The organism is Acidobacteriota bacterium (assembly GCA_034211275.1).
Classification (GTDB): Bacteria; Acidobacteriota; Thermoanaerobaculia; order Multivoradales; family JAHZIX01; genus JAGQSE01.
The window spans coordinates 1-6,747 of sequence record JAXHTF010000275.1; the positions used below are offsets into that span (position 1 = coordinate 1).

The following is a 6,747-nucleotide window of genomic DNA, read 5'->3' on the forward strand; positions in this document are numbered from 1 at the left end:
CAGGTCTTCGCGGCTGAGATTCTTCATCATGCCGTCGTCGGTGCGCACGATGGCCTCCGCCAGGTCGCGCTTCTGGCGCTGCAGCTCGAGGATCTTCTCTTCCACCGTGTCGCGGCAGATCAACCGGTAGGCGAGGACCCGGCGGGTCTGGCCGATGCGGTGGGCGCGGTCGATGGCCTGCGCCTCGGCGGCGGGGTTCCACCACGGGTCGAGGATGAAGACGTAGTCGGCGGCGGTGAGGTTGAGGCCCAGGCCCCCGGCCTTGAGGCTGATGAGGAAGACCGGCGGGCCGTCGTCGCTCTGGAAGCGCTCCACCCGCTCCTGGCGGTTGCGGCTCTGGCCGTCGAGGTACTCGTAGGGAAGCTTGGCCTGATCCAGGCGCTTGCGCACGATGGCCAGCAGGCTGGTGAATTGGGAGAACACCAGCGCCCGGTGGCCCTGGTCGCAGATCTCCAACAGGCTGGGCAGGAGCACGTCGAGCTTGGCGCTGGTCTCCTCGTCCCGCTCCTTGTCGATGAGCCCCGGGTGGCAGGACGCCTGGCGCAGCCGTAGGAGCGCCTCCAGCACCTGCATCTGGGATCCGCCCATGCCCTGTTCCGCCACCCGCTGGAGCAGGGTCGACCGATAGTGCCCCCGCAGCTCTTCATACAGCCGGCGTTGGCGCGGTTCCATCTCGCAGAAGAGGGTTTGCTCGACCTTGTTGGGCAGATCGCGGATCACCTGCTCCTTGGTGCGCCGCAGGATGAACGGCCGCACCGCCCGCGCCAGCAGCTCCCGGCCGTCCTCCGCCAGGCTGCCCCCGTTGCTCTGGCTGACCAGTTTGCGGAAGGTGCTGCTCTTGCCCAGCATGCCCGGGTTGAGGAACTCGAAGAGCGACCACAGCTCTCCCAGGTGGTTCTCGATGGGGGTGCCGCTGAGCGCCAGGCGATGCTCCGCCGTCAGCAACCGAGCCGCCTTCGCCGCCTGGCTGGAGGCGTTCTTGATCGCCTGCGCTTCGTCCAGCACCACGTAGTGGAAGCCGATCTTTTTGAGCTCGAGGATGTCCCGGCGCAGGATGCCGTAGGTGGTGATCACCAGGTCGACCTCGGGGATGCGCTGGAGGTTCTCCTTGCGCTGGGGCCCGGTGTAGTCGAGACAGGTCAGGCCCGGGGCGAAGTGCTCCGCCTCCCGTAGCCAGTTGAACACCAGCGAGCGCGGCACCACCACCAGCGAGGTGCGGGTCTCGTCCGACGGATCCAGGCGCTGGTGCTCGAGAAGAGCCAGCACCTGCACCGTCTTGCCCAGACCCATATCGTCCGCCAGGCAGCCGCCGAGGTGGAATTGGCGCAGGAAGCGGAACCAGCCGAGGGCATGGCGCTGGTATTCCCGCAGGGTGCCTTCGAAGGTCTCCGGCTCGTGCATGGGCTGGACGCCCTCGAAGCCTTCGAGGCGCCGGCGGAAGTCTTTGAAGCCCTCGTCCACCTGGGCTTCTTCTTCCGCCGCCGCCAGCAGGGCGTCGAGGAGGAAGCCCTGGGAGTGGGCGAAGCGCAGATTCTCACCCTGGTGCTGAGCGAAGGCGGCGAGGAGGCCGGAGCGCTCCAGCCATTGTTCCGGCAGCAGGCCCACGGAGCCATCCCCCAGCCGCACCGTGCCGGAGCCCGAGCGCGCCGCGGCCAGCAGCTCCGGCAGCGACAGGGATTGGCCGTCGAAGGAAACCTCGCCGTGGACGTCGAACCAGTCGACGCCGGAGGAAACGGTCATGCGAATGGGCCCGGCGCGGTGGTAGGCGCGGCCGTCGGCGCGCACCATCCAGCCCTCTCCCACCAGCAGACGCACCAGGTCGGAGAAGCGGCTGGGCACCAGGTAGGCGGAATACTCCCGATCCAGGGCCGGTGCCCGGCGGGCGCCAAGCTCGATGAGGCGGGCGAAGTACTCGGCCTCCGCTTCCAGGTTGCGGTTGAACAGGTTGTGGCTGTCGGGGCGGCGCAGGACCTGCCGCGGCTCGCCGGAGTCCACCAGCGCTCCCCGATAGTCGAAGCGCAGCCGGCAGCCGATGCGCCGGCGGTCGCTGCCGTTGCGGCCGATGCGCTCCACCTCCAGCCGCGGCCGGGGTTTGGGAGCGGTGCCCACGGTCCAGGGTTTGGGCAGCTCCAGCAGCGGCTGGGCGGGTAGGTCAAGGATGCTTTCCACCACCGCGTCCCGCTCGCTGGCGTCGGCTTTGAGCAGATCGTTCTCGCGCAGCAAGTTGACCCAGGCGAAGGCCCCCCGGGGATCGAAGGGAGCCGCCTGGTCGCTGGCGAAGAGCTGGCCGTACATCAGCAGCACGTCCGGCTCCTCGAGGCGCATGCGCTCTTCCCCCCGCTGCAGGAAACCGCGCACCTCGGTGTGGGTCTCGGTCTCCTCCACCTTCAGCCCGAGAACCCAGGGATCGCCGTCGTGCCAGCGCAGGGGGCTACTTTCGAGGGCGCCGGACCGGCGCAGGAAGAAGCGCTCGGTGCTGCACAGCAGCGGCACCAGCAGGCCGGCGTTGGCGCCGTCCATGACGTAGCGGTTGGTGACCTCGTCGGCGGAGGTGAAGCTGTAGAGGTTGCGCTCGCTCTCCGGCCGGGCGCCGTGGAGGGCACCGATAATCTGCCGGTCGACGGCTTCGGGAAGTCGTTGGAGCTCTTCCGGCGCCGGTCGGAAAGCCCGCAGGGTGCCCCAATCACCGTTGGCGCGGCGGCGCCGGGAGCACAGCTCGATGACCGGCGAGCCGTGCTCCAGGGCGTCGTCCACATCGAGGATGTAGAGCACCTCGAAGTCCGCCACCGTGGTGTCCGAGCCCAGACTCTCGCGCATGGTGGCGCGCACTTCGCTGACCCGCGCCCGCCAGCTCGACGCCGGCCCTTTTTGCTCCTGGTCGTCGAGGAAGTCGGAGACCTCCATCGGCACCAGGTAGCCGGCCTTGGCTTCCGCCAGCCAAGAGAAGCGCCGGGAGTCCGCCTCCAGCAGCGCCGCCCACAGATGCTTGCAGCTGTCGTAGCGGGAGAACGCGGTGCACGAGCAGTGGGCGCCGTATTCGCGGTAGCCGTCGGGGGTCAGATAGACCTTGTAGCTATCGCCTCCCTGGACCTCCGCCACCAACAACGCCGGCCGGCTGACCACCAGGCGCACCCGTTTGGTCTGGAAGTATTCGCGTCCCCGCTCCCGGACTTCCGGGGGGAACTCATCCTGTAGTGCTCGCGTTAGCGACATAATTTCTTCGTGAGCACGGCAAGAACAGCCGTACAGCAAAGCCGATAGCTTAACAGCCCGAGAGGCGATCGGCTAGGGGAGTCGATTGTGTGGGACGGTGAGGCGGGAAAGGATCTTCCTCATTTTTCTTCCAGCTCCAGGAGAATCTCCCGCAGAATCTTCGGGGCGATGCGGAAGTCGGATTGCAGGAGCTGCTCGAAGACGTCGCGGGCAGACGGGATCACTCCCCGCTTCTGGGCCATGCCGATGACCGCCGCGGTGCCGGTGACCGCGAGGCCCATGCTTTGCGCCTCGCGGCGTGCAGTGCGGTCGTCCATCAAGAGCAGGCAGGGGCCGTCGTGAGCCAACGCGCCTTGGATCGTGCTCCACTCGCCGGGGCCCAGATGGGGCGGGCAAGGGGGGAGATCGTTGGGGGGGTCGAGGAGCTGGAGCCAGCCGGCATCGAGGGCCTGGCGAATCGGCTGCTCGATGGCGCTGGTGGCCAGGAGCTCCTGCGAGACCTCGGTGGTGATCCAGACCTCACCGAAGAGGTCCGCGAGCCATGGGATTCCGTCGACCCGGGAGAGGCCCAGGAGCGGGCTGGTGTCGGAGAGGATGAGACGCCGGGGAGCGGAGTGCTTTGGGCGGGGAGGAGTCAGGCGAGCCAACCTTCGAGGGTCTCGAGGTCAGACCGAGCCTGTTCCTCATCTCCCTCAACCACGGAGACGCCCAGCCGGGAAAGGTGACGCACGAAGTCGTCCACCGGCAGCCCGGCGATCCGCGCGCCGCGGCCGAGGGACAAGGCTTCGCTCTTGAACAGGGCGACCGCCAGGGCCAGCCGCAGGTCCATATCCTCCGCCGAGTCGCCGGTTTCGAGGTGTAGGAGCACGGCCTCGGGGAGATCTCCCTTGAGCACCAGCACCGGTCCCTCTACCGCCTCTCGCAGGGCCTCGGACGGGTTATTCTTTAGCTGCCGAACGTTCACGCAGTGCATGGGCACCTCCTGTAGGAACATAGCGTGGGGTCGCCCTCGGGTCAACGGTTTTCTCCCCTCCCCCCAGGGCCGACGAACTCAAGCTCTCGGCGCGGTCTGCCGGCCATACATCGAAGGTTCTTGGGCCTCGCCTCACCTCCGGGCTACCATAAGCCCAACTCGATTAGGGCTCACATTCAGGAGGTGCTCATGCCGGCGGATACGACGGTTGCGCGGCTGTTGCGACAGGCGGAAGTGCGGGGAGAGGATGCGGCTTATTTCGTCCAGCGAGAGGGGCGGTGGGAGCCGACCTCCTGGGAGCGGTATGCGGCCCAGGTACGGCAGACGGCGCGGGCGCTGATGGCGGAGGGCTTCGAGCCCGGTCACGCCGCTTGCATCATCGGCTTCAATCGTCCCGAGTGGGTGATCTTCGCCCTCGGCGCCACCCTCGCTGGGGGCGTTCCGGCGGGGGTCTACACTACCAATTCGGCGGAGGAGCTGAGCTACATCGTCGACCACGCCGAGGCGCGCTTCCTGCTGATCGAGGATCTGGAGCAATGGGCCAAGGTGGTGGCGGAGCGGGACTCCATGCCCAAGCTCGAGCGGGTGGTGTTGATGGAAGGGGCGGAGGTGCCCGACGACCCGCTGGCCATGGGGTGGAAGGACTTCCTGGCCCTGGGAGACGGGGTGGCGGAGGAAGCGGTGGACCAGCGGCTCGAGGGCTTGACCCTGGACGATGTGGGCTCTTTGATCTACACCTCCGGGACTACCGGCCCCCCCAAGGCGGTGATGCTCTCCCACGGCAACCTGGCCTGGACCGCCTCCGTGGCGGTGAGCGAGCTTTTCGGCCTGGGGCCCGAGGACAGCGCCGTCTCGTACCTGCCCTTGTCCCATATCGCAGAGCAGATGTTCACCATCCACGCGGCGCTCACCGCCGGCTACAGCATCTACTTCGCCGAGAGCATGGAGAAGGTGGCGGAGAACCTACGGGACGTCCAGCCCACCATGGTCTTCGGCGTGCCGCGGGTGTGGGAGCGCATGCACGCGGTAGTCAGCGGCAAGCTACGCCAGGCTACCGGTGCCAAGGCGAAGCTGATGAAGTGGGCCATGGGGGTCGGTCGCAAGGTCTCGGAGCTGCGCTGTCGCGGCGAGGAGCCGACGGGTTGGCTAGGCCTCCAATACCGCCTCGCCACCAAGCTGGTGTTCTCGAAGGTCAAGCCCCTCATGGGCCTGGGGCGGGCGCGGGTGTGCTCCTCCGGCGCCGCGCCCATCTCCCGCGACGTGCTGGAGTTCTTCGCTTCGTTGGACATCATCCTCTACGAGGTCTACGGCCAATCCGAAGGCTGTGGCCCCACCACCTTCAACTGCCCCGGCCGGGCCCGACTGGGCACCGTCGGACCGCCGCTTCCGGGAGCGGAGGTTCGCATCGCCGACGACGGCGAGGTGCTACTGCGGGGGCCCAACGTCTTCCTGGGCTATTTCAAGGATCCGGAAGCGACGGCGGAGACGCTGGTGGACGGCTGGCTGTGCTCCGGGGACCTGGGCGCCTTCGACGACGACGGCTTCCTGAGCATCGTCGGGCGCAAGAAGGAGATTCTCATCACCTCCGGCGGCAAGAACATCGCCCCCAACAATCTAGAGGCCCTGCTCAAGGACCAGCCGATCATCGCCGAGGCGGTGATCATCGGCGACGGGCGCAAATTCCTGAGCGCGCTCGTCGTGCTCGATCAGGAGGCGGCCCAGGAGGTGGTCCCGGATGGCGAGGCGGGAGCGCTGCACGAGGATTCGCGGGTGCTAGAGGAAGTGGAGCGGGCCATCGAGCGGGTCAACCAGCGGGTGGCGCGGGTGGAGAGCGTGCGCAAATTCCGCGTCTTGCCTCAGCCCTTCACCGTCGACGCCGGCGAGCTGACGCCCTCCCTCAAGCTCAAGCGCCGGGTGATCTATGAGCATTACAGCGCCGAGATCGAATCGATGTACGAGGACTAGGTACCGAGGGCTGGATACAAGGATTGGATAGACGGACTGGGAGCCGGCTGAAACAAGCCAGCGGGCTCTAGGAGCCTGCTGAAAAACTCGCGCCGCGCTACGACCGGCTCTTTTCGGCCGAATCTTCGTTGTCGAACCTCGACGATTCCCGAATCGTCTGCGGTTCTCCGCCTCGATTCTGCTCGAAAAATTCTCGCTCTCGCTAGCGGCTGAGTTTTTCAGCAGGCTCCTAGCGCTTGCGGAAGGCTTCGAAATCCACCACCCGGGCGCCCTCGCCCTCGCCGCCGTCCCCTTCCGCAGCATCCTCGCCCGCGGCGTCCTCGGGCTCTGCTTCCTGCGCCGCCAGTGGTTCTTCCTCCGCCGGCAGGATCGGCTTGAGCTGGAGGGTGAACTCGGCGACGGGGTCGGCGAAGGCGACGACGGCTTCGAAGGGAACGGTGACGCTATGCCGGGAGCCCTCGAAGGCGAGGGTGACGGAAAAAGCTTCCTCGTCCACCATCAAGCCCCAGAATTGGTGCTGCAGGGCGATGGTCATCTCCTCCGGATAGCGCTCGCGGAGAAAGGTCGGGAGAGAGACTCCGGGGTGGTCGGTGCGG

General features: G+C 67.2%; 5 protein-coding genes. 1 reads left to right on the plus strand and 4 read right to left on the minus strand.

Annotated features, from left to right (window positions below; translation table 11 throughout):
* The 3 genes from SX243_24565 to SX243_24575 all read right to left on the minus strand — a co-directional run.
* Nucleotides 1-3,213, minus strand: a 3,213-nt coding sequence (locus SX243_24565; GenBank protein MDY7096161.1) for a DEAD/DEAH box helicase, incomplete at its 3' end; no start/stop codon positions are given.
* A 119-nt stretch (nucleotides 3,214-3,332) separates the two neighbouring features.
* The gene (locus tag SX243_24570; GenBank protein ID MDY7096162.1) at nucleotides 3,333-3,860 is read right to left on the minus strand and encodes a DUF3368 domain-containing protein; all 528 of its coding nucleotides are present in this window, start codon (nucleotides 3,858-3,860) and stop codon (nucleotides 3,333-3,335) included.
* Nucleotides 3,848-4,186 carry a UPF0175 family protein gene (locus tag SX243_24575; protein ID MDY7096163.1) on the minus strand — a complete coding sequence of 113 codons (339 nt, stop codon included), beginning with the start codon at nucleotides 4,184-4,186 and terminating at the stop codon, nucleotides 3,848-3,850. Before SX243_24575 ends, SX243_24570 begins: the two co-directional genes overlap by 13 nt.
* Before the next feature lie 189 nt (nucleotides 4,187-4,375).
* Between SX243_24575 and SX243_24580 the strand changes: the two genes are divergently transcribed.
* The gene (locus SX243_24580) at nucleotides 4,376-6,151 is read left to right on the plus strand and encodes a long-chain fatty acid--CoA ligase (GenBank protein ID MDY7096164.1); all 1,776 of its coding nucleotides are present in this window, start codon (nucleotides 4,376-4,378) and stop codon (nucleotides 6,149-6,151) included.
* A gap of 229 nt (nucleotides 6,152-6,380) precedes the next feature.
* Here the strand turns inward: SX243_24580 and SX243_24585 are convergent.
* Nucleotides 6,381-6,747, minus strand: a 367-nt coding sequence (locus SX243_24585) for a ClpXP protease specificity-enhancing factor SspB (protein ID MDY7096165.1), incomplete at its 5' end; no start/stop codon positions are given.

What these genes read in the sequence shown, in the direction of transcription:
- SX243_24575 (MDY7096163.1), bottom strand. Translation starts at nt 4,186, where the DNA reads ATGCACTGCGTGAACGTTCGGCAGCTAAAGAATAACCCGTCCGAGGCC.
- SX243_24580 (MDY7096164.1), top strand. Translation starts at nt 4,376, where the DNA reads ATGCCGGCGGATACGACGGTTGCGCGGCTGTTGCGACAGGCGGAAGTG.